The organism is Paenibacillus radicis (ex Gao et al. 2016), assembly GCF_014641555.1.
In the GTDB taxonomy this organism is placed as follows: domain Bacteria; phylum Bacillota; class Bacilli; order Paenibacillales; family Paenibacillaceae; genus Pristimantibacillus; species Pristimantibacillus radicis.
The window spans coordinates 197470-218288 of the sequence record NZ_BMHY01000006.1; the positions used below are offsets into that span (position 1 = coordinate 197470).

Below are 20819 nucleotides of genomic sequence, written 5' to 3' on the forward strand. Positions count from 1 at the left end.
ATCTCCTGCCTATGCGTTCATTCTTTGTATATTTAGTATAGCTAAAGCTGCCAGGCTTCAAAAGGGACGGCCGATTGAACTTGTTCTCCGTCTCTAGACTGAGATGAAGTATTTTTCATCCATTCCAGCAATTACGGGATTTAGATCTGACATGTCATGAAACATTACGTTAATTCGTTGACATAGCTGACTTCATCTATTTATAATGATGAACGGATTGGAAGGAAGAGAAAAACCTTACATCAGATTATCCACAGAATAGAGGTTGATCAAACGATGGATATTACCGAGCTGTCTAGAGGTCTGGATACGATATGGGTCGTATTGACGGCAGCCATGATCCTGCTGATGGAGGGCGGATTCGCTTTGCTGGAAGCCGGCTTCGTCAGACAGAAAAATGCGGTCAGCATCATTATGAAAGTGTTTGTCGACATCGCTTTTGGAGCACTTGTCTTCTATTTAGTCGGATTTGGCATTATGTATGGCAAAGATATCGGCGGACTATTCGGAACGAGCGGTTTCCTAATGAAAGGCGATCTCTCTCATATCGTGCTCAACATCTCTAATGAGACGTATTGGCTGTTCCAATGCGCCTTCGTCATCGCCGTCATCTCTATCGTGTCGGGAGCCGTTGCCGAACGCATTCATTTCCGCGCCTACATTCTATTCACGATTGCAATGACAGGTCTAATCTATCCGCTGGCTGGACACTGGGTATGGTCGGGCAGCGGCTGGCTTGGCAAGCTTGGCATGATCGACTTTGCAGGTTCAGCAGTTATACATGGTCTCGGCGGTTTTGCAGCTTTAGCGGCAGCAATCTTCATCGGACCGCGGATCGGCAAGTTCATGCCGGACGGCAAAGTCAACATCGTCCCTCCGTCCAACCTTCCCCTTGCATCCGTAGGCGCCTTTATTCTCTGGTTCGGATGGTTTGGCTTCAACGCTGGCAGCACGCTCAGCGCTACCCATTCCGGGATCGGGCATATTGCCATCACAACGATGCTCTCGGCAGCCTCGGGCGGAGCAACTTGCATCCTGTTCACGATGCTGCGTTATAAGAAAGCAGATCCTCCAATGGTAATCAACGGATCGCTGGCTGGACTTGTCGGCATTACGGCCGGCTGTGCCTTCGTCTCCGATAGCGTAGCCATTCTGATCGGCGCAGTATGCGGAATCGCCATGGTGCTTGCAACCGAGATGCTGGAGCGAAAAAAGATCGACGATCCCGTTGGCGCTTTCGCCGTTCACGGCATAAGCGGCAGCATCGGTACACTTGCTGTCGGGTTGTTCGCCGTTCCCGAGCTGACTGCTAATGTAGGTCAAGGCTACTACGGCCTGTTCTATGGCGGAGGTTGGAGCTTGCTTGGCGTACAGGCTCTCGGTCTCGCAACCGTTGCTGTCTGGGGCTTCGCCATTACCTGGCTGTTCCTATGGCTAATTCGTAAGATCATGCCGGTCAGAGTATCCAAAGATGAAGAGCTAATCGGACTTGACGTCGGTATTCACGGCGTCCCTGCCTATAGCGACAACAGCGATTTCATTGATCTGGACCGTGTAAAAAACGGAAACTAAAACGCATTAAAAAACGTTGTCTCCGCTTCATACGGTGACAACGTTTTTTCGTTTCGTTTGCTTTTATTGGACAGCGTGATACCGCTTTGTTACGTTAGGCTTGGCGCAGCTCATTAGCCAGCCCGGAAGATACCGACACCATATCACCAGGAGAAGAGCTTGATTGAATGGACCGGGCATTCTCGATTTCTTGACGCAGCTCCCGTACCTTCTCCATCGGTTTTTTCACAAAATGAATATATTCGACAGCTAGATGATGATCAGGCTTGCGGCCGGACAGCAAGCGGCGAAAAGTAGACATGGATTGATAGGCGCGCTCTTCCTTCATCCGGCGCTTCTCGTAGCGCTCCACCATCTGCTCGATTTCGATAATTTCCTGTTCCTTCTTCATTACATAGGCATCGATGAATGGCAATACTTCAGCCGCTTTACGATGGTGTGCAGCTGTATAATTCGTATAAACAATCGGATCCGTCATAACCGTTCACCCAACTTGTCATGTTATATTTACTAACATTGTCTATCATACAATAAAAAGGCACGTTTTGAAAACTGTTTTTTTGTTCAAATAAAAAGAGGAACCGGCTTTACCCGGTTCCTCTTGCTTTTTCCCGTTATGGGATTACTTTTGCGTATTTTGTGTTGCGTTGTTTGCATTGTTGTTTGCGTTCTTGTTTGCTGCGTTGCCTTGGTTGAATTCTTCAGCGAATTCAGCGTTTAAGTTGTTGTTGTTTTGATTTTTGTTGTTTTTGTTTTTAGCCATTGTTATCGTCACCTCCCATACTAGTATGGCAAAGCACCCGATTAATATGCGTTCATATTTCACGATTCAATGTAAGCTTGAGGCAGCGGTTTTCCCGCTTCGACCGCCCGATTTATATCGTTCAACCAAGCCTGCGAAAGCTTGCCGGAGCCTTTGCGCAGCACCTGAACCGTAACCGTTTTTTTACCCCACTCGGCGTACACCTCTTTTACCGTCTCGAAGTAAAGATCGATCCGGTGCCCTTTGATGGCGGAGCCTGTGTCGGCTACAACACCGTAGCCATACCCGGGTATATACAGCAGCGTTCCAATAGGAAACAGCTTTGTATCAGCGGCAACCGTCGACACTTGACCCCGGTGAACCTTTACACCTGAGTACGTAATGCCATATTGCGGATGACCAGGCTTTTTGCCGGTAGATTCGACGCCTGCTGTATAGCCGGTCGCCACCACCTTCACGGAGGCAACCGCCTGCTCTTTCTCCCCTTGCGCATAGGCGTCGGGTGAAGCAGATGCGAGCGTTCCGAAGGCGATAAACATGACTAATGTAATCCGTATCTTCTGATTTAAAAACAAAAAAAAGCTTGTAACCATTTGGGCAGCTTCCTCCTCAGAAGAAGATTTCCCTAATGGCACAAGCTTTATTCGGTATTTTTTAGATCGTCTTAGCAGCGATCTCGCCTTGCAGCAGTTCAATCAGCTCAGCAACTGCCTTAGCGCCAATATCGCCTTCGCCGCGCTTACGGATCGATACAGAGCCGGATTGCGCTTCATTGTCGCCGACAACGAGCATGTACGGAATTTTCTCCAGCTGCGCTTCGCGGATCTTATAGCCAAGCTTCTCGTTACGCAGGTCGCTTTCTACGCGAACGCCGGCATTGCGCAATTGCTCTTCCACGTCGCGGGCATAAGCCTCGTAAGCTGTCGATACTGGAATGATCTTCGCTTGAACCGGCGACAGCCAGAGCGGCAGCGCGCCTGCAAAGTTTTCCAGCAGGAAGGCAGTCATCCGCTCCATCGTACTGATGATACCCCGGTGGATAACGACCGGACGGTGTTTTTTACCGTCGTCACCGATGTATTCCAGCTCGAAGCGCTCAGGCAGCAGGAAGTCCAGCTGCGCAGTCGACAGCGTCTCTTCTTTGCCAAGCGCCGTCTTGATCTGAACGTCCAGCTTCGGACCGTAGAACGCCGCTTCGCCTTCCGCTTCGAAGAACGGCAGACCCAGCTCTTCTACTACTTCGCGGAGCATACGCTGGGATGTTTCCCACATCTCATCGTTTTGGAAATATTTCTCGGTATCCTGCGGATCACGGTAGGAAAGACGGAAACGATAATCTTTAATGCCGAAATCCTCGTAAACTTTGCGAATGAGGTTGACGACGCGCGCAAACTCTTCCTTGATTTGATCCGGACGACAGAAAATATGCGCGTCATTCAGCGTCATCGCGCGTACACGGTGAAGACCTGTCAGTGCACCGGACATTTCGTAACGGTGCATCGTGCCCATCTCGGCAATACGAACCGGCAGATCACGGTAGCTTCTCATATCGCTTTTGAACACCATCATATGGTGAGGGCAGTTCATCGGACGAAGTACGAGCTCTTCATTATCAAGCGCCATCGGCGGGAACATATCCTCGCTGTAGTGCTCCCAGTGGCCGGAGATTTTATAAAGCTCTACATTGGCCAATACAGGCGTGTAGACATGCTCGTAGCCCAAACGCTCTTCCAAGTCGACGATGTAACGTTCCAAAGTACGGCGAACCTTCGCACCGTTTGGCAGCCATAGCGGCAGACCTTGGCCAACTTCGCGGGAGAACGTAAACATTTTCAACTCTTTGCCAAGTTTGCGGTGATCACGTTTTTTCGCTTCCTCCAGGAAATGAAGATGCTCGTCCAGCTGCGCTTTTTTGGCAAAAGCAGTGCCGTAAATACGCTGCAGCATTTTGTTCTTGGAATCGCCGCGCCAGTATGCGCCTGCAACGCTCAGCAGCTTGAACGATTTGATGCGGCCTGTAGACGGCAAGTGCGGTCCGCGACACAGATCGAAGAACTCGCCTTGGTCATAAATCGTAAGCTCGGTGTCCACTGGCAAGTCGCGAATCAGTTCAAGCTTCAAATTGTCGCCGATATCGGTGAAAATAGCGACCGCTTCATCGCGGCTTACAACGCGGCGGCGAATGTCGAGATTTTGCTGGACGATGCGTTCCATTTCCTTCTCCAGCTTCGTCAAATCTTCAGGCGTCAACGAATGCTCCATATCGATATCGTAGTAGAAGCCGTCTTCGATTACCGGACCAATGCCCAGTTTGACGTCGGCGTCGCTGTACAGACGTTTGATCGCTTGAGCCAGCAGGTGGGCCGTACTATGGCGATAAACCTCAAGACCGTCCGCTGATTCAACGGTAACGATCTCAACAGCGGCATTTTCCTCGATTGGCGTATATACGTCCACAACTTTGCCGTTCAGCTTGCCGGCAATTGCGTTTTTGCGAAGTCCAGGGCTAATGGAGCCAGCAACCTCTTCGATCGTCGTTCCTGCGGCGTATTCGCGAACGGCGCCGTCTGGAAAAGTAACTTGAACAGACATGTTATTCATCCTTTTCTTATTATAAATTTAGCTGCGCGGGAAAAGCATAGATTTCAACATTCAAATGAACGCAAAAAAAGCACGCATCCCGCAAAGGGACGAGTGCTTCTATACCCGTGGTTCCACCCTACTTCGACTGCGACCGCTTTCTAATAAAGCTAACCGCTGTCCTTGTATGCTCTGGTAACGGAGAGAATCCGGTACGGCTTACAGACGGTTTCCCGCTTTCAACCGTACAGCTACAAAGGGGTACATCCGCTCTTGCCTGAAGGAAATTTCAGCCTCGTTTCCTCTCTCTGAACCGGCATGATGAGACAAATGCATGGCTTTGTCATTGCTGTTTGCATTTCATTGCTTATGTCCAATATTATAGTCCTCAATGACTGTCCGGTCAATAGTCATATGGAATATATTGTAATATCCATCGAATCAAGGCTGAATGCCGTCATTAATCGACTCGAAGGATGGACTGCAGGCGCTGCATTGTGTACAGACTGATACCCTGTTGTCGAAAATCGTCTCGATCGTACGTATGACCTGCATGTCAGGCTGCCGGGTATGAATCATGATGGTTTTCGGCGATACGGCAATCAACGAGCTAATGACCATATCCTCAATGTTCATCTCCGTCTCCAGCATTTCCGCGACCATCCGATCGGAATGAGGTTTAGGCTCGAATAGCTGAAACTTGTCATTATACATGACAAATTCATGATTGCCTTTATGGACAAGGTGAACGATAGGTACTTTGGAATCCTGGAGCCCGACAAAATATTTGAGCAGCGAGATAAACTCCTGGTATTGCTTATCCAGCACATATTCATCGAGCGCATACTCGACAATTTCAGCCAGCTCTTTGCGATAGTGCTGAAGCCTGAACGTCGTTAGACCCGCTAGATCCAGCCATGTATTCTCCTGTAAAAATAGCTCGATCTCATCCGCGACCTTCGTTTTTCGCCGCTGCCGGTCCGCATCAAGAAACTTCGTCCCCAGCCCATCCCATTCTTTTCCATGCAGCAGCTCATGGCAATATTTCTCGATCATAGGGGCATCAACGGCGTAATTGCCCTTATAGTTGCGGCGGATAATCCTAGCCAATATTTGCGGCTCCATGTGGGCTACGATAAATTCGGCAATCGCCTTCGAAGCAGTCAGATATACCTGTTGACTATGTTCAGCCAATTGAAAATGGGGCAAGAGCGCATGACAGGTTACATGGGGCTCTCCATCCTTCAAAAGTTTGAATTGAATTATTGGTTCATTCGTTTCTGCTGCGATATGTAAATCGTTGGCGGCATATTCATTCATCAGCTTTGCCAGCTCAGCTGCTTCATGCTCCCGCGCAGGAGGCAGTGTTACGGTAAACAGCTCCATGAGCTCACCCCTTTCATTTCCCTTCTTAAGTATATGGCCCTAGGGTAGGGGATATACGATGTAGAGTTTGGGAAGTATAGGGGCTTCAAATACCTTTCTGAACGTCCTCATTTCAATAAGAAAACCCCGTCTTCGCTGGGCGAAGACGGGGCTGAAAGCTTCCGCTAGTTCTGCATAATAAAATCATTTTCAGCCTTCTCCGATTCGGAGTAGACCTTCAAAATATTATATTTCGTATCACGCTGCGCCGGCGTTTTACCAGCCTCGCGAATTAATTGAAGAATAAGTTCAATATTTACTTTATGGGTCGTGCCCGCTGCCGATACGACGTTCTCTTCAATCATCGTGCTGCCGAAATCGTTGCAGCCGTAGGAAAGCGACAATTTGCCCATTTCTGGCCCCATCGTTACCCATGAAGATTGGAAGTTATCGATGTTGTCCAGCATGATGCGGCTTACCGCAACAACTTTCAAATATTCCTCGGGCTTCGCTTTCTCCCGCTTCATATTGGTGTTGTCCGGCTGGAATGGCCAAGAAATAAAGGCCAAAAATCCTGTCGAATCATAACCGTTTGCAATGCATTCGTCTTGCGCGTCACGTATACGCAGTAAGTGCAGCGCCCGCTCTTCCATCGTTTCGCCAAAGCCGTAAACCATCGTAGCGGTCGTATTCATGCCATGACGATGCGCGGATTTCATGACGTCCATCCAATCGGTCCATGAGCCCTTCATCCGGCTGATTTTGCGACGGGTACGGTCATCCAGAATTTCAGCTCCACCGCCTGGAAGGGAATCCAGTCCGGCTTCATGAAGCTGGCGAATAACCTCATCCAGCGACAAACCTTCAGACACGTCTTTCATCTTCTGAATTTCTGCAGGAGAGAAGGAGTGCATCGTAATGTCAGGGAAATTCGTTTTGATTTTACGAAGCAAATCCGTGTAATAAGTAAATGGCAAATCCGGATTCGTGCCGCCTTGCATCAAAATTTCGGTGCCGCCGACGTCAATCGTTTCCTGAATTTTGCTCAAAATCGTCTCGTCCTGAAGTACATAGCCTTCCTTGGACCCCGGCGCACGATAAAATGCACAAAACCGGCAATAAACATCACAAATATTTGTATAATTGACGTTGCGTCCTACAACGAAGGTCGTAACCGGATCTGGATGCTTTCTCAGCATCAGCTGATTGGCGACATGCCCCATCTTCTCGATTTCATCGGATTCAAACAGTGTGACGCATTCTTCAAAGCTTATGCGTTCGCCTCTCAGCGCTTTATCTAAAATATAGTCAATCGTTGCCACTACGCAACACCTCCTAATTAACCGTTCATTACATGCTCCAATTTCATCCTAACATAATTCCGACTAGTCTGACACCCCTGTGAATGTGGCAATTAAGCGAACGCATCCTCAGCAAAAAAGGAGTACAGCGCCCTATATCAGGAAGCTATACTCCATTATTTATTATGCGCGCAATGCCGCATCCAGATCAACAATCAGATCCTCAACATCCTCAAGACCAACGGAATAGCGAAGAATGCCATCGGTAATTCCGCGTTGAAGGCGCACCTCCCGCGGCATCGCTGCGTGAGACATCATCGCCGGATACGACAGGATGCTCTCTACCGCGCCAAGGCTGACGGCTACGAGCGGAAGCTCGATCCGGTTCAACAGCGCTTTTGCACGATCCCCGCTGCCGACGTCGAAGGAGACAACCGCTCCATAACCTGCCGATTGGCGCTCATGAATTTCACGTCCAGGATGATCCGGCAGCCCTGGATAGTAGACGTGTTCCACTTCAGGATGATTCGACAGCCATTCCGCAAGTCTGAGGGCACTGCGTTCGCTATGCTCCATCCGTGCTTGCAGCGTCTTCATGCCGCGCATCAGCAGCCAGCACTCATGAGCACTCAATACAGAGCCGAGACCGTTTTGCAGTGCATAGAGTCTTTTGCCCAACGCTTCATCCTTCGTTACGGCAAGTCCAGCCAATACATCGCTATGACCGCTTAAGAACTTCGTCGCGCTATGCACCACGATATCAATGCCTTGTTCAAACGGACGCTGATGGTATGGGGTCATGAATGTGTTGTCGAGCAGCGACAGCAAGCCGTTCTCTTTCGCCCAATCTGCGACGAGCTTAATGTCGGTGATTTTCAGCGTCGGGTTGGATGGCGTCTCAATAAATACCGCCTTCGTATTTGGCTGGATCGCAGCTTTTACCGCTTCAAAATCAGTCATATCGACAAATGTCGTCTCAATGCCAAGTCTGCTCAGCACTGTTGTCAGGAAACGGTAAGTTCCGCCGTATACATCCTCCGTTACGATAAGGTGATCGCCAGCCGAGAACAGCAGGAAAGTCGTCGAAATAGCAGCCATGCCGGACGCGAATGCAAATCCGCGTGTTCCGCCCTCAAGCAGCGCAATATAATTCTCAAGCGCTTCACGGGTTGGATTGCCTGAACGGCTGTAATCATGATGCGGCGGGTTAAATACATCATGATGATGGAACGTTGATGCTTGAAAAATCGGCGTGCTCGAAGCGCCCGTTTGCTCATCGATTTCAGCGCCGAAGTGAAGCAGCTTTGTCGAAAAGCTGCGGCTAGCGATTTTGTCCGGGTTGTTTCTGTCTGCCATTCTGCTATTCCTCCCCAATTTCCTGTTTCGCTGCGGCTAGCGCCTGTTCCAAATCTCCGATTAGATCGTCCACATGCTCGATGCCGACTGAGAAACGGAGAAGCCGGTCGTCGACACCGATTTGGCGGCGAATTTCTTCCGGAATGTCTGCATGCGTCTGCACCGCCGGATACGTCATCAGTGATTCCACACCACCCAAGCTTTCAGCGAAAGCAATCAGCTTAACATGACGCAAAATCGGCTCCACATAACGGGCATCCTTTAAGCGGAAGGAGAAAATACCGGTGTTGCCGGAGGACTGTTTATTCTGAATATCATGGTTCGGATGATGAGGCAGAGCGGGATAATAAACTTCTTCCACTGCAGAATGCCCCTGCAAATATTCCGAGATTTTAGTTGCGTTATATTGATGACGCTCCATGCGCAAAGCGAGTGTCTTCATCCCGCGCATTAGCAGCCAGGAATCTTGCGGCCCAAGAACGGCACCAATCGAATTATGAAGGAAAGCCATTTGTTCCGAAAGCTCTTTGCCTTTGGTCACGATAAGTCCAGCTAGTACATCATTGTGCCCGCCCAAGTATTTGGTCGCACTATGAATGACGATATCCGCTCCAAGCTCAATCGGGCGCTGGAAGAAAGGTGTCAGCAGCGTGTTGTCGACAATGGTCAACAGCCCTTTCGCTTTTGCCCATGACGCTACGCGCTCGATATCGGTAATCATCATCAAAGGATTGGTTGGCGTCTCAATGAGTACAGCCTTCGTATTCGGCTGCCATAGCTCATTTATGGCATCCAGATCATTCGTGTCCACATAGGAGGCCGTAACTCCAAATCTCGACATGATCCTCTCCAGCAGACGGTATGTACCGCCATAAAGGTCAAGTGAAACGATAAGGTGGTCGCCTTGGCTGAACAGCGCAAAAATCGTTTGCAGCGCTGCCATGCCGGAGCTACAGGCAAAGCCTGCATCTCCAGACTCGAGCTTAGCTGCTGCTTCTTCAAGAACGGAACGTGTCGGACTTTTCGTACGAGCATAGTCAAAACCAGTGCTTTGTCCAAGTTGCGGATGACGAAAAGCGGTGGATTGGTAAATCGGGAAGCTTACCGCTCCCGTAACTGGCTCCTTAATGGAACCGATCTGCGCCAAATGACTTTCGATTTTCATAAATTCGATACGCTCCTTCGTCTCTCTTATATGCCTGCGCCTAATTCATAAGGCGTTTGCTGGTATACATAATAGTTGAGCCAGTTCGAGTAAAGCAGATTGGCATGCGCTCGCCATGTCGAAAGCGGCAGACGCTCCGGATTATCACCCGGGAAATAGTTCTTCGGAACGTCAATCGCCAGTCCTTTCGCCTTATCGCGGTCATACTCGAATTTCAGCGAAAGCGGATCGTACTCGGAATGCCCGCTGACAAAAATTTGTCTGCCATCCTTTGAAGCTACAATATAGACGCCGGATTCTTCCGATTCCGACAATACTTCCAGCTCCTCGATTTTCTCAATATCTTCACGCCGGACTTCCGTGTGCCGCGATTGCGGAACGTAGAACATTTCGTCGAAGCCGCGAAGCAGATTAACATTCCGCTTCTCGATTGTGTGAGGGAACACGCCGAAAATTTTATCATCAAGCTCATATTTCGGAACGCCATAATGATGGTAGAGTCCCGCCTGCGAGGCCCAACAGATATGGAAGGTCGAAGTGACGTGCTTTTTGCTCCATTCCATAATGTCCTTCAGCTCATCCCAATAATTAACATCTTCGAAATTCAAATGTTCCACCGGTGCGCCGGTTATAATCATCCCGTCATAATATTCATGGGAAATTTCGTCGAATGTTTTGTAAAAGGATTCCAAATGATCCGCCGACGTGTTTTTCGACGTGTGTGTCTTTGGATGAAGCAGTACCGCTTCCACTTGCAGCGGTGTGTTGCCGATCAGGCGCAGAAGTTGCGTCTCGGTCGTTTCTTTAGTCGGCATCAGATTCAGAATAACAATCCGCAATGGACGAATGTCCTGATGATAGGCGGTGCTCTCATCCATCACAAAAATGTTTTCGTTGTTTAATACTTCTTTCGCTGGTAAATGATCTGGCACTTTAATCGGCATACGATTCACTCCTTTAACTCAGTCTGGGTATTTAAAGCGCAAAAAGACCCTTTCTGCAGTGAGAAAAGGTCGTACGCTCAAGAAATAAAGCTTCCGCCTCTCTCATCTCTCAGAAACCCAATAAAATTGGTCTCCGCAAGAATTAGCACCGTGCTTACGCCGGTTGCCGGGCTTCATCGGGCTAGTCCCTCCGCCTGCTCTTGATAAGAAAGTTGATCTATTTGGTTATGCACTTCAATTCCAGTTCTTATTCTTAACTTTAATGGATTCTGGCATTCGCGTCAAGAAGGATTGTAGCATAAGCTATAGCAAACCACGCCTCTTTTTCTTCTTGAATGTAAATGCACAGCAGGAGTATACTAGACAAGGATTGTGGATTATACCCGATTCTAGATGATTTAGCAAAGGAGTGCATACGGACATGGAAGGCGACCGACCTAAGCCTGACAACAATCGAATACGGTATCTGCCGGATCGAAAGCGAAATTGGGCTTTACGGTGTCTTACGTAACCGTCCCGAAAGCACTTTTCATCCGGCAGTTCTCCGTTTATCAAGAGAGGAGATGCAAGGGATGAAAATTCGTCTCGTACATGATGGAGTATTTACTCCTGTTGAGGATATTAATGAAACGCTGCTCCCCGCAGCAAAAGGCTTCTATTGGATAGATGCCGACGTAGAGGACTTGGCTGTCCTTCAGCCGTTATTCGGCATGCATGATTTGGCCGTAGAGGATTGCTTAAGTGAAGAAGAGCAGCGTCCAAAAATCGAAGTTTATGAAAACCATTATTTTATCGTGATTAACAGCATCCGGTTTGACGATGAGGAAATCTTTCTCCGGGCATTGAACATTTTTCTCGGACGCCATTATATCATAACCGTAACGAAGCAAAAAATTAACGAGCTCCGCTCCTTAAAGCCTGTCTTGTGGGAGCAGGAGGTTAACCGTCCCGATTACTTCTTGTATCATCTGGTCGATATCGTGGTCGATAACTATTTTCTTGTCGGCGATCGAATCGACACTCGGATTGAGACACTTGAAGAAGACATTCTGATGCACACGAAAAAATCGCACCTGAATGAAATTATCGGTCTGCGCGGCGAAATATTATGGCTCAAAAAAGTGCTAGGTCCGCAAAAGGACGTAATCGCCACTTTAAATAAGAAAGACTTGAAGCTGATCGACGATCAGCTGCAAAAATATTTTAGCGATATTTATGAAAATGCGGTCAAAATCGCCGAGTCCTTCGATACGTACCGCGAGCTTATGGGCAACTTACGCGAGGCTTATCAGTCGAGTATCTCGGCGAGAGCCAATGAAATCATGCGGGTGTTTACCGCGATGACGACGATCTTCATGCCGCTTACGTTCATTACCGGTATTTACGGGATGAACTTCGATTTCATTCCCGGCCTGCATATGCGCGGCGGCTCATACATTTTGCTCGGCATTATGATGCTGCTCGGCTTTGGTATGTTCTTTATTTTCCGCAAGAAAAATTGGCTTTAAGCGGCTTGGGCCGGCTCTACTCCGCAAAATCGTTGGCTGGCGGCCGCCAAAATGTAAATGTGCAGTTTGTTTAGCCGATTTTGGGTCATTTTGGCGGCTCAACATGTAAAAGTGCAGTTTGGTTCGTCCATTTCGCCTCATTTTGGCGGTTTTGGGCTCGTCAAACTGCATTTTTGCAGTTTGAACTTTGTTTTCGCGGAATTTTCCCTATGCAAAATGTATTTTTGCAGTTTGACAGAGTGTGGAGGGTAAATGAGCATTGGTGGCAGACCCGGTTTTGAGTAAATGAGGATTTAGTGTTAGTGGTTGTTGTTGTTGACGTTCTTGCTTCTAATGTTGGAAAGAAAAAAGCACGAATCCCGCGCTGTACAACGGGACTGACCCCTTAGCGTGAGACAAATTAAAACACCTTCAAGAAAATGCAACCATGTCGTAAGATATGGAGACAACCTTGGAGGTGTTTTTACGTTGGCAACACGAGTAAGTTACCCAGTGGAAACAAAAATGAAAGCCATTGAATTGAGAATAAAAGGAGTTCCAGTGAAAGAGGTCATGGAGCAGCTGAGCATACGAAATAAGACGCAATTAGAAACCTGGATGCGATGGTACCGCAAGGGCGAATTAAACCGCTTGGAGCAACCTGTAGGCAAACAATACAGCTACGGTAAAGGACCCGAGTTTACCTCGGAACTGGAGCAAATAAAGGCGGAGAATCGGTTCTTAAAGCAGCAAATAGATGTGCTAAAAAAGTACAAGGAAATGGAAAGGAGTTGTCACCAAAAATCATAGTTGAACTGGTTGAGTTGATTCACGGGGAAGTTACGATCACCAAAGCTTGTGCATGGCTGGGTGTGCCACGTGCTACCTATTACCGATGGAGAGCAAAAAACGAAACTCGGCCATTGGACAGCATGGTTGAAGAGATTCGAGAACTCTGCACTGAGCATAAATTCCGTTACGGATAGCGATCAGGGCAGCGTCTACACGTCGCTAGGGTATCAGGAAGCTGTAAAAGGAAAAGGCATTACCATGAGCATGTCCCGCAAGGGAACGCCCGCTGATAATGCCCCCATTGAATCGTTTCATTCCACACTAAAGTCTGAAACGTTCTACCTCGAAGGGTTGACCCATACAACGACGGCAATCGTTGAACAGACCGTTCGAGACTACATCACTTATTATAACGCAATTCGTATTCAAACGAAACTAAAGAACCAGTCGCCGATTGAATACAGCCGACTGGCCGTTTAAACTTGAAGGTGTTTTGATCCCTGTCTCACAAATGGGGGTCAGTCCCAACTATACAGCATCCATTCGTGCTTTTCTTTTTATTCATGCTTCTGGCGAGCCTAGTCTTCCTCAAAGAGGTTGGTCGACAAGTAGCGCTCACCCGTATCAGGGAGCAGAACAACGATCATCTTGCCCTTGTTCTCAGGACGTTGTGCCAGCTCTGTAGCTGCTTTAACTGCTGCGCCAGAGGAAATGCCGACGAGCAGCCCTTCTTCCTTCGCCAAACGGCGTGCAGTCAGAATTGCGTCCTCGTTCTTCACGGTAATGATCTCATCCACTACGTCGCCATTGAAGTTGCCAGGCACAAAACCGGCTCCAATTCCTTGGATCTGGTGGACACCGCGGGTGCCGCCCGACAATACTGGGGAACTGTGCGGCTCAACCGCCACGATTTGCACCGATGGCTTGAGCTCCTTCAACCGGCTGCCAACACCAGAAATCGTACCGCCAGTGCCTACACCGCCGACAAAAATATCGACCGCGCCATCCGTATCCTTCCAAATTTCTTCCGCTGTTGTCTTTTTATGAATGGCCGGATTTGCCGGATTTTCGAATTGCTGCGGAATGAATGCATTCGGAATTTCCTCAGCAAGCTCCTCCGCTTTCTTGATCGCGCCCATCATTCCCTCTGAAGCAGGAGTGAGCACAAGCTCGGCGCCTAACGCCTTGAGCAGCTTTCTCCGCTCCGCACTAAACGATTCCGGCAATATGATAATGAGCCGGTATCCGAGCGCCGCCGCCGCAAAAGCGAGGCCGATCCCCGTATTACCGCTGGTTGGTTCGATAATGACGGAATCCGGCTTCAAAAGGCCGCGTTCCTCCGCATCCTTGATCATCGCGAAGCCAATCCGGTCCTTCACGCTGCCGGCAGGATTATAATATTCAAGCTTCGCCACGATCGAAGCTCCAGTCTGTTCCCGCTTCGTATAATTGGCCAGCTCTAGCAATGGTGTGTTGCCAATTAGTTCTGTCAAATTACCATAAATATTCGCCATTGTAGCACCCGTACCTTTCAACTATTAGTAACCGTATAATCTTTATCGGTATACATCCATTATACCATTTTGGGACGGCTTACCCAAATGGAATCGCCATTTTTTTGCTGTATGCCGGCAATTCCATTATAATAAATATAATCAATGTCAAAGCGCATATCTTCCAAAGGGGGGATTGAGATGAATATCAGCCAGCTTGAGACGCTCCTCACGATATCCAAAACGATGAGCTTCCGCAAGGCAGGAGAATTACTGAACCTGACACAGCCCGCCGTGTCCGCACAGATCCGGACGATGGAGGACGAATTCAAAACGGTGCTAATCGATCGCAACCAGCCCGTCACATTAACAGATCATGGACAAGTATTCCTCGAACATGCGGAACGCATTCTATCGATTGTAGAGGAACTGAAACAAAAGCTGTCAGATCTAAGCTCTACCCCGCAAGGGCATATACTAATCGGAACGACCTCTTCGATTGCCATTCAGCTTTTGCCCAGGGTACTGTCTTATTTCCAAAACCAATTTCCGCTTATTAAAACAACGATTCATACCATGCCCTCTTCACAGGTAATGACTAGCGTCGAGAACGGCAGCGTCGATATCGGCATTACATACTTGACGGATAAACCGCCGCATGTTGATTCTTCCACCCTTTACTTCGATACCTTCGAACTGGTCGTATCGCCTGCACATCCCTTGAGCCATCTCACACATACGAAGTTTGAAACGCTCAAAGATATTCCGTTTATTATGCTGGCTCCAGATACGCTAGGGCGCCGGTTTTTGGATCGAATCTTCCGCAAGTACAACATACAGCCGAACATCGTCATGGAACTGTCGAGCAGTGAAGAAATAAAACGAATGGTTGAGATCAATCTTGGCGCAGCCGTCGTATCCAAGCTTTCGATTGCCAATGAATTAAAGCGGGGCTCTCTCCGCATGATTAAGGTAACTGAACTCGAGATTACCCATCCGGTAGGTGTCGTCTATAAATCCGGCAAATATTTAAATACAGCGATGCAGCAGTTTTTAAGCGATTTGAAGGGGATGCCGGAGCATCAATTTATCAGCAGCGAATAATGCTTTTAACGATTACGCAGAGTATGGCTTTCCTATCCCATTACCCGCCATTGCCGGAGGAGGTTCCACGACATGAAATTTGACTTACACACGCATAATGAACGTTGCGGCCATGCGGTCGGAACGATTGAAGACTATGTGACAGCTGCCATTGACGCAGGACTGCAAGTAATCGGCATTTCTGATCACTCGCCTTTTTTCGCTCACGAACAAGACCAGCCGTTTCCCGGCATTGCGATGGCGCGCAGCGAATTTGCCAGCTATATTGAAGAAGTTCAACGGTTGAAGGTACAGTACCAAGACCGTATTGAGGTGCTGCTAGGCATGGAGTCGGACTTCTTCCCGGAGTATATCGATATTTACCGCAAGGCATACGCGGAAATTCCGTTTGATTACATTATCGGCTCCGTTCATCAAGTTAGCGGAGTAAGCATTTTCAACCGTAATCGTTGGAAAGGTCTATCGGAGAAACGTCATGTCGAGGAAAAACAGCTGTATTATGATCTGATACGCCAATCTGCACGCACTGGACTGTTCCAAGTGTTGGGCCATATTGACGCGATGAAAGGCTACTATCCGCAATTTTCCGAAATTCCTGCCCATGAAGACATCGACGAGACGCTGCGGGTCATTGCAGGCGAGGATGTCTCCATTGAAATTAACACTTCCGGCAGCACCAAAGATGTTGGCGGCTGGTATCCTTCGGATGAAATTTTGGAACGAGCACTTCATTTTGGAGTGAATGTAACGTTTGGATCCGATGCACATATTCCTGGCCGGGTCGGCGATGAATGGGAGCTCGTACAGAAGCGTTTGAAGGAGATCGGCTTTAAACAGTGGGTCTTTTACCGGAGAAAACAAAAAATCATCGTTCCGCTCTAAGCATTATTGTACATTTGAGGGCTCTGCAGACCCGATTACCGGGAACAGCAGGCCCTTTTTATTCGATTCCGGACAAAAAAAGTGGACCCGCGCGATCGCAGGTCCTAAAGGATATATTAAAAGGGGGTCTTGTTTATTATAATAGCCCATTAATATGTACACACCGTAACAGAACTATTTCATTTGTGTAACAAATTTTGATCTTATATGACTTCGGGGGTTGATTGACGATGATGTGGCTGGCAATTGCCATCGGCAGTGCCTTGCTCTTCGGCTTGGCTGGCTGGTGGATGAAAGTAAGCCAAATGCGCGGCGGAAATGCCAACATTCTGCTGCTAGGCCTTTATATATCTGGAACGGCGGGCTTTGGTATCCATGCCGCTATGGAAGGGACACTTAGTCTGCTCGCCGATTATCGGATTTGGATCGCGGGCATCATCATTGGAGCCGGCTCAGCGATCGGCAACGCCGTATTTATGAAAGCGCTGGAGTGTGGCCCCGCCAGCTTGACCTCCCCATTAACCAATTTGAACATTGTACTGGTCGTAGCCTTGGGAACATTCGCTTACGGAGAGCGAATTCATTGGAATGAAGCAATTGGCATTGTTCTGCTCTTGCTGGCGGTAGCGATGATTTCCTATAGGAAAAATAACTCACGTTCAACAATCGAGAAACGCTGGTTCATTCTCGTGGGTGTCGCGGTTATCCTGTTCGCCTTTCGCAACGGCGGACTAAAAATAACAGAAGAGCTTGGACTGCCAAGCGCTCCGGTTCTTTTTATCGGATACGCCTTGTCGCTGCTCTGGTTTATTCGCCCGCTGCTTCACTCTCGCACTGACAGACTAGCTGCAGCAACCGGGATGAAGCTCGGGCTGCTAGCCGGCCTATTCTCTTATGGCGGTCTGCAATTGTACGCTATCGCGTTAGCTACAGGACCTGCTAATCTGGCGGCACCCATCTTTGCCACCAATAGCTTAGTCGTTGCGTTAGGTGCCATTATTGTATACAAGGAAAGGTTAAATGCCGTACAGTGGGCTGCCTTCGCCTGCATGATTGCTGGACTGGCCATTATTCGCATCTAAACATAAGAAGACAGCCTCCAGAGCCAGTACTGGCTCCGATGAACGTTGCTCTGTGTGAGAGCTAAGGTTCATCTGCGGAGGCTGTTTTTCATGATTAATTAATTAAGAGAGCAAAGCGTCAATCGAATAAGCGCCGGCACCCGTGAACGCCACACCCAGTGCGACGGCAAGCAATACTAAATTGTATTCGTAGCCGTTCTGCGTCACCCAAAGGCCGTTAGCACCGTGAACTTTAACAATTGCAATGAGCATGGTAATGATAATAAGCGCTGCTCCAAGCCACGTTACGAAACCTGCTGCGAACAATAAGCCTCCGCCCAATTCGATAAGACCAGCGGCAAGCGCCATCGGTACTCCCGGCTTCATGCCTATCGATTCCAGCCAGCCCCCTGTTCCTTTAAGTCCGTATCCGCCAAACCAGCCAAATAGCTTTTGTGTTGCATGACCGACCATCAAAAGACCAATGACAACCCGAATAATTAATAACCCCGTATCCAACATTGAAAATCGCACCCTTCGTATTTGTTTTGTTTGTTTTCGATGAGCTAATAATATATTAAGTTACTTACTTTAGTCAAGTATATATAGAATAAATATTTAAATTTGTTTTAAAAGGAATTCAACTTACTTTTCCTAAGTACATATGCTACAATAGGTATACAGAAAGCGGGGTGATCGCGTTGGATTATACGACAATGTGCCCAAAGTATGAGGCTGCAGTAGATGTATTAGGCAAGAAATGGACGGGCCTTATTATTCGGGTGCTTCTTGGCGGACCGAAGAGGTTCAAAGATATTAAAGGACAAATTGCCGATATGAGCGATAAAATGCTGACCGATCGCATGAAAGAGCTCGAGTCGCAAGGCATTGTCAAACGGACCGTTTTTCCGGAAATGCCCGTTCGGATTGAATATGAATTGACTGAAAAAGGACATAATCTTCAGCCGGTCATCGAATCGATTCAAGCATGGGGAGAAAATTGGATGTAACGTAAAAGCCGCGCAAGCGGCTTTTTTGCATGAGAGAATAATTGATGGCTGTAACTGTTTGCTGACTGTCCCCACAAGCCGTTGACGATGCCTGAGTTGTTCAGGCTTCTGCAATACTCTGGTTCCTGAACTGTTCTGAAGCAAACCCTCCTTTATGCATGCATTCAAGCCGGCTTGCTTGAGCAACAAAATGTAAAAGTACATTTTACTTAGCCTCAAAGCACCCCAACAGAGCGCTCAAAATGCAAAAATACATTTTGAACCCCTCCATTCCACCCTATTAATGCTTTTTTCGCTGATCTGCCTGCACTTTTACATTTTGATGCGGTAAATCGCCGATATTGCGCTGATCAACCTGCACTTTTACATTTTGATTAGTTAGATGAGCAATACAGCGAACCTGATTCGCTAAATAGTGAACCAAAGTTCGCTCCACAAGAGTAGAAGGCTGGCGGCGGCAGCTACAGCGAACTAAACTTCGTTTTTGGAGAACGCAGCTTCGCGAGTAACGAAAATCTCTTCGCTAATGCTGGAGAGCTGCCCAAATCGGCATGTTTTGAGTAAAATCTGCGCACCGGTCTTCGCTAAATAGCGAAGCAGGTTCGTTGTTGTTCAAGTGGAGAGTCAAGCTTCTCGCTCAATGGGGTCAATGGCAGATGGTTAAGCGTTAAGCAGAGGTTGAAAGACGAAGTGCACTTGATGTGCAAACCTGTAAATAGCCGTATCTTTAGTGAAAGTGTTGATGGCGTTTGTTGCATGCTTTGCCCTGTGTTCATGGCTCTGTAGATGTTACTCTTGAACGGTTTGGCACAACTAAGCTAAGCGGAGCGTTTTGAGTTCAGGCGGACTTTTTGCGGATTCTATCCAATTGTCATCGGGCAGCGATGAATGATTGGAGTCAAGAACGGCCGTATGAACCAAAACGCGCAGCGAAGCCCTACCTGCATAACTAAGGTAGCGGAGCGTTTTGAGTTCAGGCGAACTTTTTGCGGATTCTATCCAATTGTCATCGTGCAGCGATAATTGATTGGAATCAAGAACGGCAGCATGGACCAAAACGCGCAGCGAAGCTCGCACAGTTGCAGCTGCATGCCCGCCCACAGCAAAAAGCCCTCCGCTTAAATACAAGCGGAGGGCTTCTTCTTTTATCGCTAGCTAACTTGGCTCTACTACATGCCAAGCCATTTTTTGAACAAATGCTTCGTCGTATCTTTGTTGATTGCAGCGATCGACGTTGTAAGCGGAATGCCTTTCGGGCACGAGCGCACGCAGTTTTGCGAGTTGCCGCAGCCTTCGATACCGCCGTCTTCCATCAACGCATCCAAACGCTCTTCTTTGTTCATTTCGCCCGTTGGGTGAACGTTGAACAGACGAACTTGGGAGATCGCTTGCGGACCGATGAAGCTGTTGCGGTCATTGACGTTCGGACAAGCTTCCATGCAGACGCCGCAAGTCATACATTTCGACAGCTCGTAAGCCCATTGACGCTTCGATTCTGCCAGGCGCGGTCCAGGACCAAGATCATAAGTACCGTCGATCGGAATCCATGCTTTAACGCGTTTGAGCGCGTTAAACATACGTTCACGGTTAATGACAAGGTCGCGAACAACCGGGAATGTGCGCATTGGCTCAAGGCGAACCGGCTGCTCCAGTTGGTCAATCAGCGCGCTGCACGCTTGACGCGGTTTGCCGTTGATTACCATCGAGCAGGCGCCGCAAACTTCCTCTAGACAGTTCGATTCCCAGCATACCGGGGCAGTGCCTTTGCCTTCTGCCGTTGTCGGGTTACGCTGAATTTCCATCAAACCGCTGATTACGTTCATATTCGCACGATAAGGAATTTCGAATTCTTCTTTGTATGGAGCAGAATCCGGCGTATCTTGACGGGTAATGATGAACTTAATTGTTTTTGTAGCTGTTGCTGTTGCTTCTGCCATTGTCGAT

The 20819-nt window shown here is 48.3% G+C and carries 18 protein-coding genes, 2 pseudogenes and 1 riboswitch; of the genes and pseudogenes, 8 read left to right on the forward strand and 12 right to left on the reverse strand.

The annotated features are described in order from the left end of the window. Positions 1-276: 276 nt before the first annotated feature. Entirely contained in the window at positions 277-1572 is a 1296-nt protein-coding gene (locus tag IEX98_RS17215; RefSeq protein ID WP_188890449.1) for an ammonium transporter, read from the forward strand. A gap of 94 nt (positions 1573-1666) precedes the next feature. On the opposite strand, the gene IEX98_RS17220 is transcribed toward IEX98_RS17215, so the two are convergent. The 9 genes from IEX98_RS17220 to metA form a co-directional block, all read right to left on the reverse strand. Next, positions 1667-2050 (reverse strand): hypothetical protein, encoded by a 384-nt coding sequence (locus tag IEX98_RS17220; protein WP_188890450.1) that lies wholly within the window; start codon positions 2048-2050, stop codon positions 1667-1669. A 144-nt stretch (positions 2051-2194) separates the two neighbouring features. Then, entirely contained in the window at positions 2195-2335 is a 141-nt protein-coding gene (locus tag IEX98_RS17225) for a hypothetical protein (RefSeq protein WP_188890451.1), read from the reverse strand. Positions 2336-2394: 59 nt separating this feature from the next. After that, the gene (locus IEX98_RS17230) at positions 2395-2928 is read right to left on the reverse strand and encodes a 3D domain-containing protein (RefSeq protein ID WP_188890452.1); all 534 of its coding nucleotides are present in this window, start codon (positions 2926-2928) and stop codon (positions 2395-2397) included. A 61-nt stretch (positions 2929-2989) separates the two neighbouring features. Beyond that, positions 2990-4927 (reverse strand): threonine--tRNA ligase, encoded by a 1938-nt coding sequence (gene thrS / locus IEX98_RS17235; RefSeq protein WP_188890453.1) that lies wholly within the window; start codon positions 4925-4927, stop codon positions 2990-2992. Between the two features lie 429 nt (positions 4928-5356). After that, a complete protein-coding gene (locus IEX98_RS17240) occupies positions 5357-6301 on the reverse strand; it encodes a putative sporulation protein YtxC (protein WP_188890454.1) in 945 nt (314 codons plus the stop codon). Positions 6302-6465: 164 nt separating this feature from the next. Continuing rightward, entirely contained in the window at positions 6466-7602 is a 1137-nt protein-coding gene (gene mqnC / locus IEX98_RS17245; protein ID WP_188890455.1) for a cyclic dehypoxanthinyl futalosine synthase, read from the reverse strand. Positions 7603-7764: 162 nt separating this feature from the next. Continuing rightward, complete coding sequence (locus IEX98_RS17250) at positions 7765-8937, reverse strand: trans-sulfuration enzyme family protein (RefSeq protein WP_188890456.1); 1173 nt, start codon at positions 8935-8937, stop codon at positions 7765-7767. 4 nt (positions 8938-8941) lie between these two features. Continuing rightward, positions 8942-10102, reverse strand: a complete 1161-nt coding sequence (locus IEX98_RS17255) for a PLP-dependent transferase (protein ID WP_188890457.1) — start codon at positions 10100-10102, stop codon at positions 8942-8944. A gap of 26 nt (positions 10103-10128) precedes the next feature. Further along, positions 10129-11046 carry a homoserine O-acetyltransferase MetA gene (metA, locus tag IEX98_RS17260; RefSeq protein ID WP_188890458.1) on the reverse strand — a complete coding sequence of 306 codons (918 nt, stop codon included), beginning with the start codon at positions 11044-11046 and terminating at the stop codon, positions 10129-10131. A 99-nt stretch (positions 11047-11145) separates the two neighbouring features. Then, positions 11146-11256: riboswitch (SAM riboswitch) on the reverse strand. Between the two features lie 362 nt (positions 11257-11618). Between metA and corA the strand changes: the two genes are divergently transcribed. Then, positions 11619-12554: a magnesium/cobalt transporter CorA gene (corA, locus tag IEX98_RS17265; protein WP_188890459.1), complete on the forward strand. Its 936-nt coding sequence runs from the start codon at positions 11619-11621 to the stop codon at positions 12552-12554. 468 nt (positions 12555-13022) lie between these two features. Then, positions 13023-13805: pseudogene (locus IEX98_RS17270) on the forward strand (IS3 family transposase). A 98-nt stretch (positions 13806-13903) separates the two neighbouring features. Here the strand turns inward: IEX98_RS17270 and cysK are convergent. Beyond that, on the reverse strand, positions 13904-14839 hold the full coding sequence (gene cysK / locus IEX98_RS17275; RefSeq protein WP_188890460.1) for a cysteine synthase A: 936 nt from the start codon (positions 14837-14839) through the stop codon (positions 13904-13906). A gap of 180 nt (positions 14840-15019) precedes the next feature. On the opposite strand from cysK, the gene IEX98_RS17280 reads away from it, so the two are divergent. The 4 genes and pseudogenes from IEX98_RS17280 to IEX98_RS17290 all read left to right on the forward strand — a co-directional run bounded on the left by IEX98_RS17280 (position 15020) and on the right by IEX98_RS17290 (position 17886). Further along, positions 15020-15922, forward strand: coding sequence for a LysR family transcriptional regulator (locus IEX98_RS17280; protein ID WP_188890461.1), 903 nt, complete (start codon positions 15020-15022; stop codon positions 15920-15922). A gap of 72 nt (positions 15923-15994) precedes the next feature. Further along, complete coding sequence (locus tag IEX98_RS17285; protein ID WP_188890462.1) at positions 15995-16804, forward strand: histidinol-phosphatase; 810 nt, start codon at positions 15995-15997, stop codon at positions 16802-16804. Positions 16805-17037: 233 nt separating this feature from the next. Continuing rightward, positions 17038-17430: pseudogene (locus IEX98_RS29625) on the forward strand (EamA family transporter); the annotation flags it as partial. Between the two features lie 3 nt (positions 17431-17433). Next, positions 17434-17886 carry an EamA family transporter gene (locus IEX98_RS17290; RefSeq protein ID WP_445376014.1) on the forward strand — a complete coding sequence of 151 codons (453 nt, stop codon included), beginning with the start codon at positions 17434-17436 and terminating at the stop codon, positions 17884-17886. Positions 17887-17988: 102 nt separating this feature from the next. On the opposite strand, the gene IEX98_RS17295 is transcribed toward IEX98_RS17290, so the two are convergent. Further along, positions 17989-18387 carry a DoxX family protein gene (locus IEX98_RS17295; RefSeq protein WP_188890463.1) on the reverse strand — a complete coding sequence of 133 codons (399 nt, stop codon included), beginning with the start codon at positions 18385-18387 and terminating at the stop codon, positions 17989-17991. Positions 18388-18566: 179 nt separating this feature from the next. Between IEX98_RS17295 and IEX98_RS17300 the strand changes: the two genes are divergently transcribed. Further along, positions 18567-18875, forward strand: coding sequence for a winged helix-turn-helix transcriptional regulator (locus tag IEX98_RS17300; RefSeq protein ID WP_308421803.1), 309 nt, complete (start codon positions 18567-18569; stop codon positions 18873-18875). 1169 nt (positions 18876-20044) lie between these two features. Here IEX98_RS17300 and sdhB read toward each other — a convergent pair. After that, positions 20045-20812: a succinate dehydrogenase iron-sulfur subunit gene (sdhB, locus tag IEX98_RS17305; RefSeq protein WP_188890464.1), complete on the reverse strand. Its 768-nt coding sequence runs from the start codon at positions 20810-20812 to the stop codon at positions 20045-20047. Positions 20813-20819: the final 7 nt, after the last annotated feature.

Coding starts and splice junctions, on each gene's coding strand:
- IEX98_RS17255 (WP_188890457.1), bottom strand. CDS start 10,102: ATGAAAATCGAAAGTCATTTGGCGCAGATCGGTTCCATTAAGGAGCCA.
- IEX98_RS17225 (WP_188890451.1), bottom strand. CDS start 2,335: ATGGCTAAAAACAAAAACAACAAAAATCAAAACAACAACAACTTAAAC.
- IEX98_RS17220 (WP_188890450.1), bottom strand. CDS start 2,050: ATGACGGATCCGATTGTTTATACGAATTATACAGCTGCACACCATCGT.
- IEX98_RS17290 (WP_445376014.1), top strand. CDS start 17,434: ATGATTTCCTATAGGAAAAATAACTCACGTTCAACAATCGAGAAACGC.
- IEX98_RS17295 (WP_188890463.1), bottom strand. CDS start 18,387: ATGTTGGATACGGGGTTATTAATTATTCGGGTTGTCATTGGTCTTTTG.
- IEX98_RS17285 (WP_188890462.1), top strand. CDS start 15,995: ATGAAATTTGACTTACACACGCATAATGAACGTTGCGGCCATGCGGTC.
- sdhB (WP_188890464.1), bottom strand. CDS start 20,812: ATGGCAGAAGCAACAGCAACAGCTACAAAAACAATTAAGTTCATCATT.
- corA (WP_188890459.1), top strand. CDS start 11,619: ATGAAAATTCGTCTCGTACATGATGGAGTATTTACTCCTGTTGAGGAT.
- IEX98_RS17240 (WP_188890454.1), bottom strand. CDS start 6,301: ATGGAGCTGTTTACCGTAACACTGCCTCCTGCGCGGGAGCATGAAGCA.
- cysK (WP_188890460.1), bottom strand. CDS start 14,839: ATGGCGAATATTTATGGTAATTTGACAGAACTAATTGGCAACACACCA.
- thrS (WP_188890453.1), bottom strand. CDS start 4,927: ATGTCTGTTCAAGTTACTTTTCCAGACGGCGCCGTTCGCGAATACGCC.
- metA (WP_188890458.1), bottom strand. CDS start 11,046: ATGCCGATTAAAGTGCCAGATCATTTACCAGCGAAAGAAGTATTAAAC.
- IEX98_RS17230 (WP_188890452.1), bottom strand. CDS start 2,928: ATGGTTACAAGCTTTTTTTTGTTTTTAAATCAGAAGATACGGATTACA.
- IEX98_RS17215 (WP_188890449.1), top strand. CDS start 277: ATGGATATTACCGAGCTGTCTAGAGGTCTGGATACGATATGGGTCGTA.
- IEX98_RS17280 (WP_188890461.1), top strand. CDS start 15,020: ATGAATATCAGCCAGCTTGAGACGCTCCTCACGATATCCAAAACGATG.
- IEX98_RS17250 (WP_188890456.1), bottom strand. CDS start 8,937: ATGGCAGACAGAAACAACCCGGACAAAATCGCTAGCCGCAGCTTTTCG.